Annotated in this window: 18 protein-coding genes; 16 read left to right on the top strand and 2 right to left on the bottom strand. The window is 60.0% G+C overall.

Annotation, left to right across the window (positions count from 1 at the left end):
• The first annotated feature begins 214 nt into the window (after window positions 1-214).
• The 9 genes from DLM86_RS23825 (at window position 215) to DLM86_RS23785 (ending at window position 13,501) form a co-directional block, all read left to right on the top strand.
• On the top strand, window positions 215-643 hold the full coding sequence (locus DLM86_RS23825) for an SRPBCC family protein (protein ID WP_110842565.1): 429 nt from the start codon (window positions 215-217) through the stop codon (window positions 641-643).
• A gap of 2 nt (window positions 644-645) precedes the next feature.
• Complete coding sequence (locus DLM86_RS23820) at window positions 646-1,026, top strand: ArsR/SmtB family transcription factor (RefSeq protein ID WP_110842564.1); 381 nt, start codon at window positions 646-648, stop codon at window positions 1,024-1,026.
• Window positions 1,027-1,238: 212 nt separating this feature from the next.
• Complete coding sequence (locus DLM86_RS23815; RefSeq protein WP_245954860.1) at window positions 1,239-2,156, top strand: ABC transporter permease; 918 nt, start codon at window positions 1,239-1,241, stop codon at window positions 2,154-2,156.
• A gap of 12 nt (window positions 2,157-2,168) precedes the next feature.
• A complete protein-coding gene (locus DLM86_RS23810; protein WP_342773114.1) occupies window positions 2,169-3,062 on the top strand; it encodes a carbohydrate ABC transporter permease in 894 nt (297 codons plus the stop codon).
• Window positions 3,063-3,167: 105 nt separating this feature from the next.
• Window positions 3,168-4,694 (top strand): ABC transporter substrate-binding protein, encoded by a 1,527-nt coding sequence (locus DLM86_RS23805; RefSeq protein WP_110842563.1) that lies wholly within the window; start codon window positions 3,168-3,170, stop codon window positions 4,692-4,694.
• Window positions 4,695-4,778: 84 nt separating this feature from the next.
• A complete protein-coding gene (locus DLM86_RS23800) occupies window positions 4,779-5,765 on the top strand; it encodes a hydroxyacid dehydrogenase (protein WP_158289633.1) in 987 nt (328 codons plus the stop codon).
• Window positions 5,766-5,843: 78 nt separating this feature from the next.
• On the top strand, window positions 5,844-6,794 hold the full coding sequence (locus DLM86_RS23795) for a carbon-nitrogen hydrolase family protein (RefSeq protein WP_110842561.1): 951 nt from the start codon (window positions 5,844-5,846) through the stop codon (window positions 6,792-6,794).
• Window positions 6,795-6,830: 36 nt separating this feature from the next.
• On the top strand, window positions 6,831-9,182 hold the full coding sequence (locus DLM86_RS23790) for an AraC family transcriptional regulator (protein WP_110842560.1): 2,352 nt from the start codon (window positions 6,831-6,833) through the stop codon (window positions 9,180-9,182).
• A gap of 149 nt (window positions 9,183-9,331) precedes the next feature.
• A complete protein-coding gene (locus DLM86_RS23785; protein WP_110842559.1) occupies window positions 9,332-13,501 on the top strand; it encodes an OmpL47-type beta-barrel domain-containing protein in 4,170 nt (1,389 codons plus the stop codon).
• 125 nt (window positions 13,502-13,626) lie between these two features.
• On the opposite strand, the gene DLM86_RS23780 is transcribed toward DLM86_RS23785, so the two are convergent.
• Complete coding sequence (locus tag DLM86_RS23780) at window positions 13,627-13,818, bottom strand: hypothetical protein (protein ID WP_110842558.1); 192 nt, start codon at window positions 13,816-13,818, stop codon at window positions 13,627-13,629.
• 199 nt (window positions 13,819-14,017) lie between these two features.
• On the opposite strand from DLM86_RS23780, the gene DLM86_RS23775 reads away from it, so the two are divergent.
• The 7 genes from DLM86_RS23775 (at window position 14,018) to DLM86_RS23745 (ending at window position 21,731) form a co-directional block, all read left to right on the top strand.
• Entirely contained in the window at window positions 14,018-14,935 is a 918-nt protein-coding gene (locus DLM86_RS23775; RefSeq protein ID WP_146250278.1) for a glycoside hydrolase family protein, read from the top strand.
• Window positions 14,936-15,119: 184 nt separating this feature from the next.
• The gene (locus tag DLM86_RS23770) at window positions 15,120-16,493 is read left to right on the top strand and encodes a polysaccharide deacetylase family protein (protein WP_146250277.1); all 1,374 of its coding nucleotides are present in this window, start codon (window positions 15,120-15,122) and stop codon (window positions 16,491-16,493) included.
• A gap of 24 nt (window positions 16,494-16,517) precedes the next feature.
• Window positions 16,518-17,498 carry a quinone oxidoreductase family protein gene (locus DLM86_RS23765; protein WP_110842555.1) on the top strand — a complete coding sequence of 327 codons (981 nt, stop codon included), beginning with the start codon at window positions 16,518-16,520 and terminating at the stop codon, window positions 17,496-17,498.
• Between the two features lie 163 nt (window positions 17,499-17,661).
• Window positions 17,662-19,209, top strand: a complete 1,548-nt coding sequence (locus DLM86_RS23760) for a spore germination protein (RefSeq protein WP_110842554.1) — start codon at window positions 17,662-17,664, stop codon at window positions 19,207-19,209.
• Window positions 19,210-20,400: a Ger(x)C family spore germination protein gene (locus DLM86_RS23755; protein WP_110842553.1), complete on the top strand. Its 1,191-nt coding sequence runs from the start codon at window positions 19,210-19,212 to the stop codon at window positions 20,398-20,400. It abuts the gene before it with no gap.
• Window positions 20,397-20,612 (top strand): hypothetical protein, encoded by a 216-nt coding sequence (locus DLM86_RS23750; RefSeq protein ID WP_110842552.1) that lies wholly within the window; start codon window positions 20,397-20,399, stop codon window positions 20,610-20,612. Before DLM86_RS23755 ends, DLM86_RS23750 begins: the two co-directional genes overlap by 4 nt.
• Window positions 20,613-20,624: 12 nt before the next feature.
• Window positions 20,625-21,731, top strand: a complete 1,107-nt coding sequence (locus DLM86_RS23745) for a GerAB/ArcD/ProY family transporter (RefSeq protein ID WP_158289632.1) — start codon at window positions 20,625-20,627, stop codon at window positions 21,729-21,731.
• 16 nt (window positions 21,732-21,747) lie between these two features.
• On the opposite strand, the gene DLM86_RS23740 is transcribed toward DLM86_RS23745, so the two are convergent.
• Window positions 21,748-22,656 carry an AraC family transcriptional regulator gene (locus tag DLM86_RS23740; RefSeq protein WP_245954859.1) on the bottom strand — a complete coding sequence of 303 codons (909 nt, stop codon included), beginning with the start codon at window positions 22,654-22,656 and terminating at the stop codon, window positions 21,748-21,750.
• Window positions 22,657-22,666 lie beyond the last annotated feature (10 nt).

Raw genomic sequence — 22,666 nt, 5'->3', positions numbered from 1 at the left:
CCTCGGAAAAAGGATATGACGATGAATTGATTACTATGATAACACTTATCAATGGAAAATCAATATTTATTTATAATTATTATAAATAAATGTCCGGCCGGTTGGGGTACTCTAATCGCAACAACCGATTGACATGAAACCTAAAGGTTTCATATAATAAAAATGAAACCAAAAGGTTTTGCAATCAATTGCGATGACAATGGAGGTCCGATCCATGGAACAAAACAAAACGTCCGAACGTCTGCCCGACATTCGGCAAACGATTACGCTGAACGCTCCGATCCGCAAAGTATGGGACGCGGTCGCCACATCGGAAGGCATCGCCGCCTGGTTCATGCCGAACGACTTCCGTCCCGAGCCGGGGTACGAGTTCACCCTGGAGGCCGGACCGTTCGGCAAGTCCCCGTGCAAAGTGACGGAGCTCGATCCGCCCCGCCGGCTGTCGTTCTCGTGGGGGAAAGACTGGACGCTTACGTTCGAGCTGATCGAGACGGGAGACAAGACGGAATTTACGTTGATCCATTCCGGATGGAGCGCCGACCAAGTGACCGAGTTCGGAGAACCCCATACGGTCGTCCGCGAGCGAATGGAGCAAGGCTGGAGCGGGATCGGGCGGAAGCTTGCCGCCTTGGTCGAGGCTTGACCATGGATGCCGCATCGCCGAAGACCGACGTGTTTCAGGCGATCGCCGATCCGACCCGCCGGCAGCTGCTCCGCATGCTCGGCGACGAAGAGATGCCCGTCACCGCGATCAGCGGCCATTTTCCGATGAGCCGTACGGCGGTATCGAAGCATCTCCGCATTTTGACGGACGCCGGGCTGCTGACCGAGCGGAAGGTCGGCCGCGAAACGCGGTACCGGCTCGAGCCGGAGCCGCTGCTCGAGCTGAAGCGGTGGCTCGCCTATTACGAGCGGTATTGGGAAAACAAGCTGTCCGCGCTCAAGCGGTACGTGGAGTCGGACGGTTCGGAGGACGGCTTCGCGGCGCCGCTTGAGGCGGTCGAGCGGAGGAAGGACGAGCCGTAATGCGGCTCCGTAAACAACGGGTCGCCGGAACAATGTTCCGGCGGCCTTTTTGCGCATTTCCCCGCCATATCGCCAGAAAAATGCGGATCGTGCATCCGCTTCGGAGAGAAAAGTACAATTTTTGCACTGTTCGCGGAACCGTTTTCTGATTATCGTGGAAATCAAGCCAGATCGACAACTCATACACGAAAGCTAGGAGGACACCCGGAACGATGAAACGCATCAAGTCTTTCCGACGGATCGGCAGGCACATGGAATTGTTTACGCTTTCGCTTCCGGCCGCCATCTACATTTTCGTCATGGCGTACATTCCGATGTTCGGAGTGGTGGTCGCCTTCAAAAACTACAAGTACGACAAAGGCATACTGGGAAGCGAATGGGTCGGCTTTAAAAATTTCGAATTTTTGTTCAAAAGCGAAACGGCCTTCCGCATTACCCGCAACACGGTGCTGTACAACATCGGGTATATGGCCTTGACGACGATTTGCGCGCTGGCGGTCGCCATCCTGCTCAACGAGATTGCCAAAAAATGGCTGAAAATTTACCAGACCGCGATGATCCTGCCGTTTTTCTTATCCTGGGTGGTGATGAGCTACATTACGCTGGCCTTCCTGGACCACCAGAGCGGATTTATGAACGGCTGGCTGTCCGCCTTCGGCTTCGAGAAAATCAAATGGTACTTCGAGCCGGAGTATTGGCCGTTCATTTTGAACGCCGTTCATTTATGGAAAGCGATCGGCTTCTCGGCGCTCGTCTATTATGCCGGCATTCTCGGCATCGACGGGGAATTGTACGAAGCGGCGCGGATCGACGGGGCGAAACGCTTCCAGCTGGTGAAGCATATCACGCTGCCGCAGCTTACTCCGCTGATCGTCATTTTGTTGATCTTGAGTATCGGGAACATGTTCCGCGGCGATTTCGGGCTGCACTTCTTCATTCCGAACAACAGCGGCATGATTTATCCGACGACGGATATTATCGATACTTATATTTACCGGGCGCTCAGCGAAGTCGGGGATATCAGCATGGCTTCCGCCGTCGGCTTGTACCAATCGTTCGTCGGCTTCGTTCTGGTCATCGCCGCCAACTTTACGGTGCGCAAAATCAACGAGGAAAACTCTTTGTTCTAGGAGGCTGCCAACTTGCTTACACGCCACAAGCTGTCCTGGTCGACCGCGATCATTCACCTGACGTTCATCCTGTTTACGTTTGCGATGCTCGTTCCGTTCGCGATGGTCGTCATCATCTCCTTGTCCGACGAACAGTCGATCCTGCATAACGGCTTCCAGCTGATCCCGGACAAGATCACCTTCTTGTCGTACCAGTACTTTCTCAAGACGCCGGACACCATACTCCGCGCCTACGGCGTCACGATTACCGTCAGCATCGTCGGAACGCTGCTCAGCCTGGTTCTGACGTCCACGATGGGGTATACGCTATCGAGAAAGGACTACGCGCTGCATCGGGTCACTTCGTTTTACGTGTTTTTTACGATGCTGTTCAGCGGCGGATTGGTGCCGTTCTACATTTTGATGACACAGGTGCTGCATTTGAAGGACACGATCTGGGCGCTGATCGTTCCCGGCTTGCTAAGCCCGTTCTACGTCCTGATCATGAAAGGGTTTATGGCCAAAATTCCGATCGAGATTATCGAGTCGGCCAAGATGGAAGGGGCGGGCGAATGGCGAATCTATGTACAGCTCATCCTTCCGTTGTCCAAACCTTCGCTGGCCACCTTGGGCTTGTTCATTATGTTCAATTACTGGAACGAATGGTTCAACGCGCTGCTGTTCATCAACGACGAGAAGCTGGTGCCGCTGCAATTGTTGCTCGTTCGCGCCCTGAGCTCGCTCGACATCATCACGTCGCGGCCCGAATTTTTAACGGCGGGGGTCAGTCTGGACATGGCGGCTTTTCCGAAAACGTCGGCCAAATTCGCCGTAGCCGTCCTATCGGCCGGACCGATGCTGCTCGTGTTCCCGTTCTTTCAACGTTTCTTCGTCAAAGGGTTGACGATCGGCGCCATCAAAGGCTAAACAGCCCGGGGTACCGGTGAAGCGCGGAAACGGACGGCACCGCGCCGGCGTTCCGCCTTTACTTGCCATATAGCCATCATTCAGAAAAACAGGGAGGTTACTCGATTGAAACAAGCATTCGGTAAAACGATACGGTCCCCGTGGTTAACGGCGATCGCCCTCGGCTCCGCACTTGCGATGACCGCGGCGGGCTGCTCCTCATCGTCGGGCTCCGGCGCGACGGAAAACCCGGGCGGCGCTTCGTCGCCGTCGGCGACGTCCGATGCGGGCAAAGCGCTGGAACCGGTCGAATTGACCTGGTATTACCCGCAAAACAAAGCCAATCCCGATCTGGCGCTCGTCAACGAAGCGGTTAACAAAATAACGAAGGAGAAAATCAACGCGACGATCAAGCTGCGGCCGGTCGATTTCGGGACGTACGAGCAGAAAATGAATACGGTCGTGGCGGCGAGCGAGCCGTTCGATATCATCTGGAACTCGAACTGGCTGTTCAAATTCGAAGCGAACCAGAAGAAGGGCGTGTTCCAGCCGCTGGACGATCTGCTGAAAACGAAAGGGCAGAAGCTGTTCGCGTCCCTGGAGCAGAAGTTTTGGGACGACGCCAAGCTGGAAGGCAAAATTTACGCCGTGCCGAACTTTCAATTTTCCGCAAGCCGGGCCGGATTGGTCATCCAAAAGCGGTTCGTGGACAAATACAAGCTGGACATCAGCACGATCAAAAAAATCGAGGACATCGAGCCGTTCCTGAAGCAAATCAAGGATAACGAGCCGGGCATTACGCCGTTCGGCACCACGAAAGGCTTTTACACCGGCATGCTGTACAATATCGACGTGAAAGTACCGGTTTACGAGAACGATCCGAATAACAAAGTGCTCCCCGACGTCACCAAGGAAATGAGGGAGAATTATAAGCTGGCTCATTCCTGGTACACCAAAGGCTACATTAACCAGGATGCGGCGACCTTGAAAGCTCCTGCAGACGCTTACAACAAAGGGACGACGGCGGTCTGGTTCGACTGGACCGGGAAACCGGGCTCGGAGGTCGAATTCAAGGCGGCGGCCGGCGGGTTCGACGTCGTGCTGGTTCCGTTGTCCAAGGCGAACTTCACGGGTGCGGCCAGCACGCTGAATGCGATCAGCCGGACTTCCAAAAACCCGGAGCGCGCCATGATGTTCCTCGAGCTCGTGAACACCGACAAGGAGCTGTACAACACGCTCGTCTACGGAATCGAAGGCAAGCATTATACGAAAACGACGGGCAACTACATCAAGATTAACCAGGATGCCGGTTATTTCACCAACACGGACTGGGTGTTCGGCAATATCAGCAACGAATATTTGCCGGAGGGCGTACCGGCCGACAAGCTGGCGCAGACGATCAAATTGAACAATGAGGCCTACGTTTCCAAATATAACGGCTTTGTGTTCAATTCGGACCCGGTCAAGACGGAGGTAGCCAACGTAAAAGCGGTCAAGGATGAATACGGCGCCGGCCTGGGATCGGGTACGCTCGATCCGGAAAAATATTTGCCGATCTTTGAAGACAAGCTGCAAAAGGCCGGAGCGGACAAAATCGTCGCCGAGATGCAAAAGCAGCTGGACGAATGGCTCAAGGCGAACGGCAAGAAGTAGCCGGCTCGATCAATGCGAAGGGGCGGGAATAGACGGGACATCCCGCTCTATTCCCCTTCCGTTTCGTTCCGGGGAGGAATTCGAGTGAAGATCGCGATGCTGCAAGGGAAAGAAACGCGCGAGAAAGTGTTCCGTCCCGAGCATCTGGCGCGTCTGCGGGAGTTCGGGGACGTGACGCTTAACGAAGAAAGCGGGAATCCGACCGAGGAGCGGGCTCGCTCGCTGATGGCAGGGGCCGACGTTGCGATTACGTCGTGGGGATGCGGCCCACTGACCGAGAAGGTTCTGGAGAACGCGCCGAATCTCAAGCTCGTGCTCCATGCCGCGGGTACGGTCAAGCCGATCGTCACGGACGCCCTCTGGCGGCGCGGCATCCGGGTGTCCAATGCGACGGAGGCGCTCGGCAAGGGGGTGGCGGAGACGGCTCTCGGCTTCACGATCGTCTCTTTGAAGGACATGTGGCGGCTCAGCCGGGGGACTCGGGAAGGCGGTTGGGGACCGGTTTCCGGCGTCCGCGAAGTGTACGGTTTGACGATCGGCGTAGTCGGAGGAGGACGGGCGGGCTCGCATTATGTCAAGCTGATGCGGCAGTTCGACGTACGGATTCTGCTCTACGACCCGTTCGTCGACGAGAACAGGGCGCGGGAAATGGGGGCCGAGAAGGCGGAGCTCGAGGAGCTGCTCCGGGCGAGCGACGTCGTCTCCATCCACGTTCCGTCTTTGCCGGAGACGTATCGGATGTTCGACGAAGCCCGTCTGGCGATGATGAAGGACGATTGCGTCCTGATCAACACGGCGCGCGGCTCCGTAATCGACGAGGCGGCGCTGGCGGCCGAATTGGGCAAGGGGAGGTTGTTCGCCTGCCTCGACGTCACCGATCCCGAGCCGCCGCCGCCGGACCATCCGTTCCGCCGTCTGCCGAACGTCATTCTCACCCCGCATATCGCGGGCGCCGTCAACAACGGATTGGCGAGAATCGCCCATGCCGTTATCCAAGATTTAACGGCGTTTATCGAGGGGCGCCCGTTGAACGGGGAAGTGCGGGAGGAGCAGATGCACGTGCTGGCTTGATCTCAACGATTCATTCGGGCAGGTCCACCTTCCGTCCGACCGGAGGGTGGACTTGTGCTGTGCGAAGGGAGAACCGATATGGCGAACTACATCACGATCGCCTGCGTAGGGCCGCGGCCGCTCGAGATCGACGCGGCGGTTCCGCCCGAAGAGGCGGTGGAGCGCATGATCGACCATTGGCAAATGCAGCTCGACCGGGTGCTGCCCGACCGGCCGGACTTGATCGTCCTGCCGGAGGCGTGCGACCGGCCGAATACGACGAAGTTTCCGTTGGAGGCGAGACGGGCCTACTACCGGGTCCGGGGCGACCGGATTCGCGATCGGTTCGCGGATATCGCCAAGCGCCACCGCTGCTATATCACGTATCCGGCTCATACGGAAGCGGGGGACGGCAGCTGGCGCAACGCGATGCAGCTGATTGGTCGTGACGGCGGCGTAATGGGCGTGTATCATAAGAATCATCTGGTGCCGGACGAGTATGAGAAGACGAATATTTTGTACGGGAAAGACGTTGCCGTCTTCGAATGCGATTTCGGCAAAGTGGCGGCGGCGATCTGCTTCGATCTGAATTTCGACGAGCTGCGGAAGCGGGTGGAGGCGGCGAAGCCGGATTTGATCGTCTTCCCGTCCATGTATCACGGCGGGCTGATGCAGAACTACTGGGCCTATTCGTGCCGGGCCTACTTCGCGGGGGCGATCGCGGGCCCGCCCTGTACCGTTGTCACTCCGCTGGGAGAGGTTGCGGCGAGGAGCACGAACTACTATCCGTTCGTCACGGCCCGGGTGAACCTCGATTACGCCGTCATTCATATCGACGAGAATGCCGCCAAATTCCCCGAGATCAAGCGGAAGTACGGCCCCGACGTCAACATTCACGATCCCGGCTTTCTCGGCTGCGTGCTGCTGACGAGCGAGTCGGAGCGCTTTACCGCGGCCGACATTATGGAAGAGTTCGGTCTTGAAGGAATCGACGATTACTTCCGGCGGGCGGAACAGGCCCGTCACATGCCGGGGCGCATGGAGCCTTGACCGGCATCGCCCCCAATCCGAAGAGAGGATGACGCTATGACGACCTATTTGCGAAAATATAGAGAACGTAAATATTTCATGCGCATCATCCTGTCGATCAACCTGCTGATCGTTTCGTTTATGCTCGTTTCGTTGCTGTCGGCGTATTGGTACTCCGAAAAAATCAGTCTCGACATGCAGAAGGAAGCGAACGAAAAAGTACTCTCGCAAATCAACTATAATATTTCGTACATGAACGAGACGGTCAAAAACGTCGCGATTTCGCTGTTCTACGACAACGACATGGCCCATTTGCTGTACAGCAGCCAAATGGACCGGTTTGAAGACCTTACCCGGATCAACAAATTGAACAAGACGTTCGCCTACAACTCGTTCATTCACTCGATCGTGCTTTACAACAGCAAGCGGAATACGTTTTTCACCGGCGGCGACGACGCGATCAGCGACGGGACCAGCAATCTGATGTCGATTCTGAACGGCTTCCTGGAGGGCGCAAAGCCGATTTACAAAATGCAGCTCATGCCGGTCGAATATATCCCGGACGCCAAGCACCCGGAGCGAACGCAAATCGTCTTCTCCCTGTTCATGTACGATTCGCTGGCGGCCTACTCGAAGGCGGAAAGCGCGCTCGTGGTCAACATCAAGCCGGAGTGGCTGTTTCAGAAGCTGGAGCTGATGAACCGTCGCTCGGCGAACCCGGCCAACCGCATCTTCATCTTGGACCAAAATCAAGAGATGTACAGCTCCGACGAAGGGACGGGACCGGACGTCGCCGGATTGAAGAGCGACATTTATCGCCATATGGCCGCGTCCCCGGGTCAAGTCGCCCAGTTTACGGCTACCGTCGGCGGCGAGAAACAGATCGTCAACTATATGGTGAACGGCTCCATCAACTGGGTCGTCGTCGATATGGAGCCGTATGCCGGCGTCGTGGCCGCCGTCGACAAGCTGAAGGTCGTGTTCGGTACCGTCGCGGCCGTCAGTCTCGCGCTGGCCTTGCTCGCTTCGTTGTTCGTGTCCAGCAAGCTGTACTCCCCGATCAACGTGCTGCTGAAGGAGACGAAGCGGCTGCCGGACGTCGACGCGGAGCCGTTCGAGGAGAAAGACGAACTCCGCTACATTTCCTACAGCTACAACCATCTGGTCGAGAGGCTGATGAAGGAGCAGAGCCGGCACGAAGACAACGAAGCGATCATCCGCTCCTATTATTTGCGGAAGCTGCTGACCGACAGCGCGGGGTTTACGGACGAGGAAAGGCGCGAGTGCGCGGAACGCCGGTATTTGAGCGTGGATTTGGATCAGAAATGCGTCATCGGGGTACTCAAGGTCGACGGCTATTCGGCGTTCAAGGACCAGTCGAGGGGGATGGACCTTCGCCTGCTTCATTTCTCCATCGCGAACATCGTGCAGGAGATCGTGTCCGAGGAGCTTCGCAGCGACGTGGCGGATATTCGCGGAGAGCATCTGGTGCTGATCTACGAAGCGCCGGATTCCCAGGACGACATTCATTCGCGGATCGGGGCGTTGATCCGGCGGGCTCAAAAAGTCGTGAACGACTACTATCACGTCACGTTCACCGTGGCCTTGAGCGACGTCGTGCCCCATTACAAAGAAATGACGTCCTACTGCGAGCGAGCGCTCGACTACTTGGCCTATCGAATGAATTTCGGCCTGAACACGGTCATCACGCCGCAATTGGTGCGGCGCCATTGGAAGCAGCGGGATACGCAAATTTCGCCCGAGCTGGAGCGCAAATTCGTCGAAGCGATCAAGGCGAACCGGCAAGAGGAAGCGTACCGGGAGCTGGACGGCATCCGCCGGGAGATCGCCGGCATGAGCCCGGACGCGGTCATCCAAGCCGTCATCCATCTGGGCATCCTGATCAAGCAGACGGTGCGGGATATGAACCGGAACAAGCTGGCGCCGCTGTCGATCGACTTGCGCTCCGTCGACCGGCTCGTGTTCGAGAAGGAGACGCTGGACGACATTTTTGCCGAGTTCGGGGCGATCCTCGGCGCCATCTTCATGGACCAGAAGCGGGTGGACGAGAGCAAAGATCGGGTCATCGTCGATACGATCAAGGACGTCGTTCGGGCGAACTATACGAATCCGAACTTGAGCCTGCAGGAAATCGCCGATATGCTGAAAATGTCCTCCGCCTACGTCGGGAGAATGTTCAAAAAAAGCGAAACCGTCTCCGTCGCGGATTATATCAACGAAATTCGGCTGCTGCAGTCGGTCGTTCTGCTGGAGAAGGAAAATTTGCCGGTGAACGAGGTGTCCGAGAAGGTCGGCTTCAGCTCTCCGAGCTACTTCTTCAAGCTGTTCAAGAAACGGTTCGGCACGACGCCCAAGGATTATCGGATCAAAAAAGCGATGAATCCGTAGCGGGGTCGGACCCGGTTCACAAAAAGCCGGGTTGATCACCCCGCTAATGGAGAAAAGTGCGGATATTGCACTTTTTTTTGTCGGGGTTCCCGTTAATGATGGAGGTGCGGACCCGATCCGCGAATCCATGAACGAGGAGGTTATTTTTCTTGCCGAACAATCCGAAGTCCATCTTCAGTCTGGCGATGGCGGCGGTCATCGCCGTCGTCGGCGGTGTGCTGCCCGCATCGGTCGTCCGGGCGGCGGCGGCGACGTATTACGTGTCGACGTCGGGGGACGACGCCAACCCGGGGACGTCGCCGTCCGGTCCGTTCCGGACGATCAACCGGTGCGCCCAAGCGATGGCGCCGGGCGATACGTGCGTCATCGACTCGGGAACGTATCGCGAGACGGTTACGCCGGTGAACAGCGGAGAGAGCGGACGGCCCATCACGTTCCGCGCGGCGCCGGGCGCGACCGTAATTGTAAGCGGTACCGAACCGATCGGCGGCTGGACGCCTTATAACGGGAACATCTATACGGCCGATCTTGCGTGGAGTCTCGGACACGAGAACCAGCTGTTCATCCGCGAAGGCGGGGCATTCACCGCCTTGTGGGAAGCGCGCTGGCCGAATATTGACGCATACAGCCTGCCGGAGCTGAAGCGGGCGGTGGGCGTAGCGGACGGGGGATCGGCGACGACGCTCGTGGATGCCGACTTGACGCAGCCGGACGATTACTGGAAGGGGGCGACGATCTGGGAACGGGGCGGCGACGCCTATGTCGGCCAGTCCAGCAAGGTGACCGGCTTCGACAGCGCCACCCATACGCTGACTTACGAGCCGATGCCCGGCAATTTCGACTATATGTACCCGAGGCTCGGCACTACCTATTACTTGACCGGTCTCTTGAGCGAATTGGATGCGCCGCATGAATGGTATGTGGACGAGGCGGCTAAGAAGGTGTATTTGTGGGCGTCTGCCGGGGGTGTGCCTTCCGGCGTCGAGATGAAGAAACGGCTGACCGCCTTCAACCTGAATCAGAAATCCCATATCCGCATCGAAGGGATTCGCATCTTCGGCGCGAATATCCAGATGAACAACGCGAACGACAACGTGCTGGACGGCATCCAGGCGGACTACCTCTACTTCTCGAACAAAACGACCGGGACGTCGGTCCCGCACCAGCTGAAGAACGGCATCCAAATCGCCGGGAACAACAACGTGCTGAAAAACAGCAAGGTCGCCTATTCCTCCGGCACGCTGGTCAATATCGAAGGCAGCAACAACCGCATCGTCAACAATCTCATTCGCGAAGGCAGCTATATGGCCTCCTACGATCCGTTGGTCAAGCTGTCGAGCGGCTCCTCCAACCTGATCAGCCACAACGAAATCCGGGAATCCGGGCGCTACAACATCTATTGGTCGAGAGGCAGCGCGGAGATCCAGTACAACGACATTTCCAACGGCATGTGGCTTTCGCGCGACGGCGCCCTGATCTACAGCTGGGGAACGGATATGGGCAACAGCGAAATCCACCACAATTGGATTCACGACAGCAAGGGGACGGATATGAGCGTCGGCCTCTACTTCGACAATTACACCGCCAACGCCGTCGTTCATCATAACCTCATCTACAACAACGACGTGGGCATCCAGCTTAATACGCCCGGCAACTACAAGCTCATCTACAACAACACGGTCGTGAACAACCCCCGGAGCGGCTTGGGGTACTGGGGCTCGGCCCCCTATGACAAGGAGCTGTACGGGACGCGGGTGTTCAACAACATCTTCACGAACCCGGTATCGTTCACGCCCGATACGGCAAACGGCTTCAATACGCTGTCCGAGGCCGGCGTCAAATTCGCGAATCCGGCCGCGAACGATTACCGGCTGACGCCGGGTTCTACGGCGATCAATACGGGAGCCGTCATTCCGGGCATAACGGACGATTATGTCGGAGCGGCTCCGGACGCGGGCGCTTACGAGTACGGAGGGCCCGATTGGACGGCGGGGCCCGATTTCGCCAACCCCCCCGATCCGCAGCCGAGTCCGATCAACACCCCGTACATGAATCTGGTCAAGAACAGCGGCTTCTCGGGAAGCTTGGACGATTGGCTGAAATGGTCCGTGGATACGACCACGTTCGTCCAAGTGCCCGTTTCCGGGGAGAAGTGGGAAAAGAGAGGCTACCAGACGAAGCTGCGGCTCGGCAAGGGCGGCGGCGTCGAACAGAAGGTAACCGGGCTGAAGCCGGATACCGAATACAAATTCGTCGCTTGGGTGTATAACGAGCCCGGGGAAGCGATCCAGATCGGCGTGCTGAACTACGGAGGAACCGCGATCGACATATCGTCGAAGGATACGACATATACGCGGCACGAGGTGGTGTTCCGGACGGGCGCGACCAATACGGACGCAAGAGTGCGCATTTACAAAAGCAATGCGGCAACCGGCTTCTCGTACGCGGACGACGTCGGGCTGTTCGAAATTACGCCGTTCGATCCCGGCGTCAGCCAGTCGCTGCTGAAAGAAGTGAGCCTCGGCGCGCCTTCCGTCATCGTCACGGAGGAGGATCAAGGCACGTTCGACTTGACCGGAACGCTGCAAAACGGCAAACCGGCGGATCTGTCGTCCGCGGAGATCGAATTTACGTCCAGCGACGCCTCCGTCCTGCGGATCGACGTCGGCAACCGGGCGGACGCGTCGTACACGGCGCTAGCTCCGGGTCAGGTGACGATCCGGGCGACCGCGACGAAGGACGGCGTCACCAAAGCGGCCACGCAGACGGTGACCGTTTTCCCGCGGCAGCCGCAGCCGGGAGGAACGGAGTGGACGGTCCGGGCGTACGGTGCGAACGGCCAAGGCTTCGTTACCGAGAAAGACGGCGTTTATTCGTTCGTGGGCATGGGCGACAACGTATGGAACGTGTCGGACGACTTCGTCTACCTTAGCAAGCTCGTCGAGCTCGCCGATCCGAAGACGAAGGTGACGCTGACCGCTACGATCGACTCGTTCGGCTCTCCCGATCCGGCGTCGGTCGGACTCATGATCCGGGACCGGGACACGGCGGACTCGAAGCACGTCCATTTCCGCGTGGACGGCACCGGTCAAATTTTGAGGTACGTCTTCCGTAACGAGGAGAGCATCCTCGACGCCCAGAAGCCTCCCGACCAGCAAAAATATTGGGGATCGGCAACCGGTCTTTTGCTGGATTACGCCGGCAAAAGCATGACCGCACCGTTCCGGCTGAAGCTGGTCAAGGAAGGCGACACGGTTAGCGGCTACTACTTCAAGGACGGGGCTTGGCTCTCCATCGGATCGACCACGGTCGAATTCAGCGGCAATCGCTTCCTCGCGGGGATCGGGATGTATGCGGGGAAAGAGAAGCCGCCGGTGAAGGCGGTCATCTCGAATTTGGAGGTACAAATCGACCGGACGCTCGCGCAGGTCGACTTGACGGCCGACAAGACGACGCTGGCTCCCGGAGCTTCGGCGGTCCTGTCGGTCGGCGGACGGCTGTCAGACGGGTCTCCGGCGGACTTGAGCCAAGCTTCCATTGTGTATGCGAGCGATCGCCCCGATGTCGTGACCGTCGATGCCAGCGGAAGAGCGACCGCGATCGGAGAAGGGACGGCCCAAGTTCGCGTCACCGTAACCGCAGGGGGGACGACGCTGGAGGACGGCCTGACGTTGACGGTGGACGCATCCGCCCCCGTCACCGCGGCGGCCGTCGACAAGCCGGGTACGAACGGCTGGTACGGCTCCGACGCGACGGTGTCCTTAACCGCGACCGATACCTTGTCCGGCGTCGAGCGAACGGAGTACCTGCTCGGGGAAGACGGGGAGTGGACCCTCTATACCGCGCCATTGACGTTGACGGACGAAGGCGTTCATCGGGTGCAGTACCGTTCCGTCGACAAGGCGGGCAACGCGGAAGCGGCGAAAACGATCGAGATCCGGTTGGACAAAACGGGGCCGGTTCTGTCCGTGAAGCCGGACCGAACCTCGATATGGCCGGCGAATCATAAGATGGTGACCGTCCAGGCCGCCGTTTATGCGAGCGATTCCGCTTCCGGCGTCGCCTCCGTCGTCTTGACGTCGGTCGCCAGCAGCGAGCCGGCAAGCGCCGGAAACGACATCCGGGCTTCCGTCGGCACGAACGCCACCGCGTTCGAGCTGCGGGCGGAAAAGGGCCGCGTCTACACCGTCACGTACACGGCAACCGACCGGGCCGGCAACCGGACCGACGCCACGGCCGTCATCGTCGTGCCGCACGATCAATCCGGAAAATCCGGCGGTGTCGATGGTGAATCGGATCGCAGTCCGCCTTCCGAGTAAGCAGGGAACGAGTTTTCGAACAAAAAGCCCTTGTCGACGCTCCCGCAAACGATGACCGTACGATTGCGGTTACCGGTTTGCGGGGAACCGGCAAGGGCTTTTTCGGCCGTTTCCTGCGGGCAAGCTCACCGATCGTCGGCGGACGGCCGGGGAAGGCCGCCCAGCCGGACCGGTCTTTCGATCGACGCGTAGTTGCGATCGATATCGTCGCGAATCGAATTCAGCAGATGAAGCGCGTAGCTTCGCTCCTCCGGATCGGGAATCGACCGGATCAGCCGTTCCAGCAAGTTCAATCTCGTTTCCGTAACGAATTTCATAAGCCGCGCCCCTCGATCGGATTCGTATCCCATATCGTTCGCAGCGGGACGGGCGTTTGGGTCGTTTTGTCGCGGGAGCAGGCCCGACGGTCATGTACCTCGACCCGAGCTTCTTCTGTTGACGGGCCCAGGTCCGATTGGCATATAATGGATAAGGGGAAAGGCCGCCCGATGAAAACGACGATGTGGGGGATGGAAGGTGCCGGGATGGAAGCTGGAACGATTGACTTCTCCGATCTTGCTGAAAGGAAATGAACGGATCGCTTACCGCGATCCGTGCGCCGTATACCACGAGGGCGTATTCCGGCTCTTCTATACGCTGGTGGAAACGGAGCCCGACGGGCGGGTGTATCTGTACACGGCGACGAGCGAGAGCCGCGACCTGATCGGCTGGAGCGAGCCGAAGCGGCTGACGTCGAAGGACGCCGGCCTGAATTATTCGAGCCCGGGCAACATCGTCCGCTTCCGGGACCGTTGGGTGCTGTGCCTGCAAAGCTATCCGCGTCCGAACGGGGAGAAATACGCCAACGATCGGGCGCGGATCTTCACCATGGAGAGCTTCGATCTCGTCCGCTGGACGGAGCCGAAGCTGCTTCGGGTGAAGGGAGACGGGGTCCCGGCGGAGGACATGGGCCGGATGATCGACCCTTATCTGGTCGAGAGCCGGGAGGAGCCGGGGAAATGGTGGTGCTTTTACAAGCAGAACGGGGTCAGTCTGTCGTACTCTTACGATCTGACGCATTGGACGTACTACGGTCATGAAAATGCCGGGGAGAACGTATGCATCGTTCCGGTCGACGATCAGTACCTGATGCTTCACTCTCCGGAGAACGGGATCGGCCTGATGACTTCCCCGGACCTGATGCGCTGGACCCCCAAGGAGACGCTGTTGACGTTGGGCCAACGGGACTGGGATTGGGCGAAAGGCCGAATAACGGCGGGCTTCCTGCTCGATTGCTGGGATGTGGAAGGGATCGGCCGTTATTTGTTGTTCTTTCACGGTACGGGACCGGAAGGGGAAGACGTGATCTTCGACACGCACGCCTGCATCGGAATCGCCTGGAGCGACGATTTGGAGCGGTGGAGCTGGCCGGGAGAGAGCGATCCTGGGCATTGAAAAACGTACTGCGGCACGATGAATCGTTCGTCATGCCGCTTTTTTTCGTAGCTGCCGCGATACTTGTTTCTTCGGCGCGGACGGGCGTACGGACGATATTCCCGGCATGCGCTGCGAAGACTATTTCCATATCCCCGAAACATGAGGTATGCTTATCGTAATGCCTTGGAAGGCGGTGAACGGGTTGGCCAACGTCAAAGTGATGCTATGGTTCGACGTCGAGGATTATATCACGCCGCAGGCGCAGGAATCGCTGCTCGCCCTGCTGCGCATGCTGAACCGGCGCAACGTAAAAGGAATATTCAAAATCGTGGGCGAAAAGGCGCGGAGGCTGGAACGGGACGGGCGAACCGATATTTGGGCGGAGATGTCCGGCCACGAGATCGGGTATCATACCGACATGCACAGCGAGCACCCTGTCAGCACCGAATATTTGGAGCGCTGCGGCTTTCGCGACGGAGCCGTCGAATACGAGGCTCGCGAACGGGGCGGACTCGCCGATTTGCGGCGAATCGCCGGGAAGCCGGCGATCTGCTTCGGCCAAGCCGGCTACGCGTGGGCGCCGCAAACGTATGCGGCCTTGAAGCATTGGGGCATTCCCGTCTATTTGGACGATCACGACCATATCCGGCTGGACGGACGGCCGTTCTGGTACGGCGGGCTGCTGAACTTGACGAACCTGCGCGGCACGATGCGGATGGAGCTCGTCGCGGACGGATTGGAGAAAGCGAAGGAGCAGTTCGACGAGCTGTACGCGTCGCTGGCTTCGGAGCCGGTCGGCTTCGTCAGCATTTATTATCACCCCTGCGAATTCGCCTGCCGCGGCTTTTGGGACGCCGCCAACTTCGCCCGCGGCCGCAATACGCCGAGGGAGGAATGGCGGCCGGCCCCTCTGCGCCCCGAAGGGGAGACGGAGCGGTACTTGGACATGCTCGGCAGGTTCATCGACTATACGCTGTCGAAAGAGAACGTCGAATATATCGGCTCGGAGCAGGCGCTCGCCTTGGAGCGGTCCGGGACCGGTCCGGTCGAACCGTCCCTCGTGAAGGAGCTGGCCGCCGGAATCGGGAATGCGCTCGGCTTCCGGATCGCCGGAGGGCGTTCGTTCTCGGCGGCCGAGCTGCACTCGTTATTCCGGCGTTATTTGCTCGGAATGGAGCTGCTGCCGGAGCTGCTGTACGGGCCGGAAGCCGACGCAGCCGCGCCGGGAGCCGAAGTCGGAGCCGGAGCGATTCGGGTGGACGACGTCAAGCGGGCGCTTGCGGTCGAATATCCCGAAGCGCTCGGCACGCCTCAGCTGCCGGAGACGTTCGAGGTCGGCGGGGTGCGGGTCCATGCGGTCGATCTCACCTGTACGATGGCCCGCATCATCGCGGACGGACTCGGCGACGGGGACCGGGTCGAGCTCGTGCGGGGCGCGTTGGAGTCGGCCAAGCATGCCGGCGACGACGATTTATGGGGGCCGCGTTGGATCATTTTCCCCGAGGAGCTGCGCGTTCCGAACGTCGTCCGGATGTCGAAGCTGCAGACATGGACGTTGAAGCCGGCTTTGTTTTGAATCGTCAACAGGAGGTGCCAGCGAATGAAAGCGATCATCGTAACCGAATTCGGCGGACCGGACGTGCTGCGTTACACGGATACCGACATCCCGCGCATTCAAGCCGACCAAGTCTTGATACAGGTAGAGGCGACGAGCGTCAATTACGCCGACATCAAATCGAGAACCGGAGGCAAGGGGGCCGGGACGCCGCCGTTCATTCCGGGACTGGACGTCGCCGGCGTCATCGCCAGCGTCGGAGCCGACGTCCGGCACCTGAAGCCCGGCCAGCGCGTCATCGCCTTCCCGGCCCACGGCTCCTACGCGGAGTACGCGGTCGCGAACGAAACGCTGACGTTCGCGATTCCGGAGACGATCGACTTCGACATGGCGGCGGCTTGCCCGATCGTGTCGTTCACGGCGTACCGGCTGCTCGCGGACGTCGCCCGGCTCGAGCGGGGCGAGACGGTGCTCGTCCACGCGGCCGCGGGCGGCGTCGGCACGACGGCGATCCAGCTCGCCAAGCTGCTGGGCGCCGGCCGGGTAATCGGGACCGTCGGCAGCGAGGAGAAGGCGGCGATCGCGGAGGAGGCGGGCGCGGACCATGTCATCGTGCACGGCCGGGAAGATTTCGCCGCGAGAGTGAACGAGCTGACGGACGGGGAAGGCGCGAACGTCGTGCTGGATTCGATATCCGGCGCAGTGTCGGAGAAAAGCATGGAGTGCCTCGCGCCGTACGGCCGGCTCGTGCATTTCGGCAGCGCCGGGGGCGCGACGGGGACGATCCGGACGCAGGACCTGCACGCGAGCTGCCGGTCGGTGCTCGGCTTTAGCCTTGGCACGACGCGGAGCAAACGGCCGCATCTGCTTCAGGATACGGCGGAGAAGGTCATTCCGCTGCTCGCCGACGGCAGCCTGCGCATCCGGATCGGCGGACGGTTTCCGCTGGCGGAAGCCGCGAAGGCGCACGAATGGGTGGAAAGCCGGCAAAGCACCGGAAAGGTGCTGCTAGACGTCGCAAAATGAAAGAAGAGTTGTCCATTAAAAACATCGGCAGCCGGGCGTTTCCGGCCGCGGATGTTTTTTGCTGTGCGCCCGGCGGTCTAGGCGTTTTACGAGAAAAAACTGGAATGAACTCGATCCCCGGATGGAAACCTATAACTACTGCCGTCGGGGGGAGAGGGAACGAATGTGGTTTCGCCAAGGAGGAGCGGTCGGCCCGAAGCCGCGTTTTCGCGCCGATGTCCGCGATAGTCCGGCGTTCGTCGAGCCGCCGGAGCGGCCCGGCTGGTTTCGCGATCGGCTGGCGCATTGCTCCGACGTTTATTTTCACGAAATCGCGCTGTCCGACACCGTCTCGGGCGTCATCGTCTACATCGAAGAAATCGTCGACATGAAGGTGCTGCGGGAGCAGCTGCTTCGACCGATCGCCGACGGTCTTCCGGCGGAAAGCGTCGCGTCGGCGGATGCGCTGCGGAAAGCGATCCCGGTCCCGGCCGCGCACACGACGCCCGATTGCCGAAAAACGCTGCTCGCCGTTCTGAACGGCGCGGTCGCGATCATGGCGGAGCCGTACGACGAGCTGGTCGTCGTGCCGCTGCGCGCGGTCAAGAAGCGCCCGGTCGGGGAGACGGTGAGCGAAAACGTCATCCGGGGACCGAAGGAAGCGTTCGCCGAAGATTTGGCCACGAACTTGTCGCTCGTCCGCAAGCGGATCAAGCACCCGGATTTGAAGATGGAATCCGTCGAGCTGGGCGCCTATACGGGAACGGACGTCGCCATCCTTTACATCGAAGGGCTGTGCCGCAAGGAGCTCGTGGACGAGCTGCGCCGGCGGATGTCCCTCATCGACATCGACGGCGTACTCGGCAGCAGCTATGTCGAAGAATTCATCGAGGACAATCCGTTCTCGCCGTTCCCGCAGGTGCAATATACGGAGAGGCCCGATACGACGGCCGCCGCGCTGCTCGAGGGCCGGATCGCGGTTGTCGTGGACGGAACCCCGATGGCGCTCCTCGTACCCGTTACGCTGTACATGCTGCTGCAGTCGGCCGAAGACTATTATCAGCGGTATATGGCCGCGACTTGGATCCGCTGGATCCGCTACTTGTTTCTGCTCGTCTCGTTTTTGCTGCCTTCGCTGTACGTCGCCATTACGACGTTCCATCCGGAAATGCTGCCGCCCAATTTGCTGCTGACGGTCGCCGCCGCGAGGGAAAACGTGCCGTTCCCCGCCATCGTGGAAGCGTTTCTGATGGAGCTTACGTTCGAGGCGCTGCGCGAGGCGGGACTTCGCATCCCGAAGCCGATCGGGCAGACGGTGTCGATCATCGGAGCGCTCGTCCTCGGCCAGGCGGCGATCGAGGCGGGCATCGTATCGTCCCCGATGCTGATCGTCGTCTCGATAACGGGTATCGCTTCGTTCATCATCCCGCACTTCGATCTCGGGCTGACGTTTCGCTTGCTCCGCTTCCCGATCATGGTGTTGGCCGGCAGCTTCGGCTTGTTCGGCATCATGATCGGCATTTTCCTCATCTATCTGCACCTCGTGACGCTGCGTTCGTTCGGTACGCCGTACTTGACCCCGACCGCACCGCTCCGGTTCGGCGATTTCAAGGACGTGCTCGTGCGCGCCCCTTGGTGGCTCATGAAGAAGCGTCCCGTCCTGTACGGCAACGCGAATCGACAACGGATGAGCGTCCGGAAACGGACGGAATCCGATCCGACGGAGGATTGAATGCGTAAACACGTCGTTGTCCTGGTCATGGCCGTCGTGCCGCTGCTGCTCTCGACCGGCTGCTGGAACCGCATCGAGCTGAACGACCGCGCCTTCGTCACCGCCATTTACCTGGATTCGGGCGAGAACGGCGACTACGAGCTGTCGCTCGGCTTTCCGCTTCCCAACCGTCTCGGGAAAGGAACGCAAAGCGGCGGGGGCGGCGAGGGCAATCCGTACACAATCGTGACGAAGTCGGGAAAAACGATTCCGATGGCGTACCAAAGCATCCGGTCCGACATGTCCCGGGAAATCGCGTGGGGCCATACCCGCGTCTTGGTCATCGGCTGGGAAACCGCCAAACGGGGAGTCGGACCCGTGCTCGAATTTTTGGCGAGACTCCCGGCGTTCCATACGAAGACGTACGTCTTGGTCGCACGCGGCAAAGCGCGGGATACGAGCGGCTTGACTCCGGTGTTCGAGCGGTTTCCGGCGGAGGTGCTGCGCGAATATTCGCAACGCCGCGTCGCCCTGCGCGCCACGCTGAAAGATTTTTACGAGGCGCAAAGCTTCGGGGGGGCGACCGTCGCGAGCATGCTCACGATCGGCGAGAAGAAGATGTTGAGCGAGAAGGGCCAGGCATCTCCATGGGCCGGAACCGACGGAGCCGTTCTATTCTCGGACTCGCGCGTCGCGGGTACGCTGGACAAGCAGGAGACGCGCGGAGCGATGTGGATCAAGGGCGAGATGGAGCGGGCGGTCATCTCGATCCCGTCCCCGACCGACGGGAAGCCGATGAGCTTCTCCGTCGTATCCGCCCAAACGAAAACGAAGCCGCTCCTTCGGGACGAGTCGATTTCGTTCCGGATCCGGATCGAGGCGGACGCCTACCTCGTCTCCTCGGAATCCGCCATCGACGTGACGAGCCCGGCCGAAATGGCGAAGCTCGAAAAGACGCTGGCCGACCAAGTCGCCGGCCGCATCCGCTCGGCGCTGGACAAGACGCAGAAGCTGGGCGTCGATTCGTTTCAATTCGCGCAGCGTCTCGAATGGCGGTATCCGAAAACGTGGACGGCGGTGCGCGATCGTTGGCCCGACCTGTACCGAAACATGAAATTCGACGTGAAGGCGAGCATCCGGGTGAAGCATCCGGGCGGCGAAATCAATTCGATGATTCGGCAGAACGGGGCGAGAGGGGAAGGCGAAGGATGATCGCGATCGTGTTGATGTACGGGGCGATTACGGTTTTCGAGCTCGCGTTTCTGCGCCGTAACGGAAGGAAAGCAAGAACGTACCGGATCGTGCTGGGCATGATGGCCGTTTCGTTCGCCTATAACGCCGTCTCCCATTTCTTTCCCGGTCGGTTGTCGCCGAACCGGGCGCTCGAAGCGATATTCGGTCCGATCCAACGCTGGTTTTCATAGGGGGAAATGGCCGTGCAGCGAATTACGCAGCTTCAGCTCGGGCTCATGTTCATATTGTTCCATTACTCGTCCGCCACGGGCTTTTTGATCGGACCGCTGACCGGCGTCGCGTCCTATCAAGGCTGGGCCGTTTTATTCGCGAGCGCGGCCGGCGGCTGGGCGATCGGAACGGCGGCGGCCGCGGCGGCCCGTCGGCTGCCCGCGGATGACGCGGGCGGAAGACTGGGCCGTTGGGTGCATGGCGCGTACTCGCTGCTGTGCGGTTTGTTTTGTCTCCATCTGGTTGCCTATAACTTAAGGGAATACGACGATTTCATGGTCCATTTCTACTTGCCGAATACGCCGGAGTGGGTGATCAGCCTGCTGTTCGGCGCGACCATCTCGATCGCCGCGCGTTCGGGTCTCGAGGCGATCGCCCGATGCGGCTCCGGCTTTTTTTTCATAACCGCCGCTTCGGTTCTGCTGCTGCCGCCTCTCGTGGCGAGAGAGCTCGAATACGACCGGATCGTCGCGCTGGCCACGCATTGGGACGCTTCCGGCATGACGAAGGGAATCGTCAAGACGACGCCGTGGTTCGGGGAAACGTTCATCGTCTTCTTCCTTCTGCCGCAGCTCCGGGAGGCGGACAAAACCGCGCGCACGCTCGCCTGGTCGCTCGGCTGCGGCGCCGTCGCGCTTGCGATCAAATTCGTCCTCTGCATGCTGCTGTTCGGCTCGGACGTCACGTCCCACTTTACGTATCCGGCGCTGGAGCTGGTGCGCTACATCCGGCTCGGCGACTTTCTGGAAAATTTGGACCCGTTGATGGTCGCCATCTGGACGACCGCCCTTTTCGTCAAAATGAGCCTGCTGCTGTACGTCGTTCTCCTTATCGCCTCCCGGCTGCTCCGTCTGCGAGACCATCGTCCCCTCTCGCTGTCGATCGGAGCGCTCGCGGTCGGCATGTCGCTCCATTTGGCGTCGAATTCGGCCGAGCTTCAGCACGCGTTCGAATCGTCGTGGGCGGCGTTTGCCTACACCGTCCAGCTCGTCCCGATTTTGTATTGGGCGTTTCTCGCTTGGCGGAAGCGGAACGGAGGGCGGCCGGGCGGAAGGCGGACGAACCCGGGGAGCGCCTAGGGCGCGCATCGGTGCGTCAATAGGGCGAACCTTCCCGGTCCCGCGCTTTGTACGCGGACGGAACGACCCCGTACGTTCGACGGAACAGCCGGGTGAAGTACACCGGCTCCATGCCGATATGGGCGGCGGCTTGCCGGACGGTCATGCCCGGCTGCTCCGCGAGCAGCAGGGCGGCGGTATGCAGGCGGAGCCGCTGCCAATACTGCAGCGGCGTCGAGCCGAGCGAGCGGACGAACAGCCGGCTCAGCTGCTTCGGCGAATAGCCGACGTGCGCGGCAAGCTCGGTCATCGTCAAGTCGCGCTGCAGATGGTCGTGCAGGAAGCGGACGGCGCTGTCGACGGCGGAGTCGCGATAGCGGACCGTCCGGAACGGCGCTTCGTCGGTCGCCGCCGTGCGGCCGAGGGCGGCCTGCTTTTTCGCTTCGACGCAGAACGCCAGCAGCAGCTCGGTGCTGCCCCACGGGTCGAAGTCGTCGGGGCCGGACCGCCGCCATATCCGGCCGAGCAGCTCGTGCAGCCGGTCCGTTCGCGCAAGCGGCAGCCGGATCGGCGAGTCGCCGAACCCCCAGCCGGCGAGAAAGCCGGGCCGGTTCTCGACGAACGTCACGTAGCCGACGCTCCACGGCGCCTCGCCCTGCGGCCAATATTGATGCGGCAAGCCCGCCGGGATGTACAGCAGCGTATTCGGACCGACGGTGTCCGAAATGTCCTTATCCCGATCGAGCGTCCGGAACAGCCCGGTTCCCGAAAACGTCACAAACAGCTGGTTCGCGGAAAATCCCTTCAGCCGCGAAATCGAGCTTTGATGCTCCGTTCCTACAGTATATACGGAGACGGGCACGTCATCCCCGAACGAATCCTGCAGGTTGGTCCTCAGCTTGAGCAGCTCCACGGCTTCCTCCTTCTTGTCCGTTTTGTACGGCATGTTGTCCGAT

Source organism: Paenibacillus flagellatus, assembly GCF_003217775.1.
Taxonomy (GTDB): Bacteria; Bacillota; Bacilli; order Paenibacillales; family NBRC-103111; genus Paenibacillus_AB; species Paenibacillus_AB flagellatus.
This window is presented reverse-complemented; position numbering and strand designations above follow the sequence as displayed.